Here is a 587-nt window from a genome sequence, read left to right as displayed (position 1 = left end):
CCGAGGACGGACCGAGGACGGAGCACGTTCCGCGCCGGGCCGTGCGTCAACGGTGGAGGTGACGGATCCCGCGCCATGCGGGTCCCGAACCATGCCAGCTCCCGCGTCACGCGGGCCAGGCCGGCGCGACGGAGCGGCGGGAAACAGGGCGACCGGAAGGCGGTGACGACCGGGATGCCGGAAAGGCAGTGGCCTGGACGGTCGGCCATGGCGGAGTACCTGCGCCGCAGGGAGCTGTACATGGCCGAACGTAAGGACCGCCTGACACGAGCGGCCGTCACCGCGGCTGTGGCCGCCGCGCTGGCCGCGGCCGCCGTCGGCGTGCTCGGTGCCATGGCGGGCCTGTCCGTGCTGGTCGTGCTGCAGATGGTCCTCGGGGCCGTCCTGGTCGTCCTTGTCGCCGCCGCGGCGCGCTTCCTGCGTTCCCCGTCGGAGATCGAGTCCTGGCGGCACGACGCCGAGGCCGAGCGCCGCACGGCCCGCGCCCTCGACCGCCTCGTCCGGGCCGGCTACACGGTCCTGCACGACCGCGCGCTCGCGGACTCCGCCGGCAACGTCGACCATCTGGTGATCGGCCCGTCCGGGGT

At 74.6% G+C, this 587-nt stretch carries 1 pseudogene; it reads left to right on the top strand.

The window, feature by feature from the left end:
* Nucleotides 1–207 precede the first annotated feature (207 nt).
* Nucleotides 208–587: pseudogene (locus AC5LSR_RS08685) on the top strand (nuclease-related domain-containing protein); the annotation flags it as partial.

This window comes from Protofrankia sp. CiP1_Cm_nod4, from assembly GCF_982290645.1.
The sequence above is the reverse complement of the archived record's forward strand: the minus strand, read 5'-3'. Positions and strand labels throughout refer to the sequence as shown.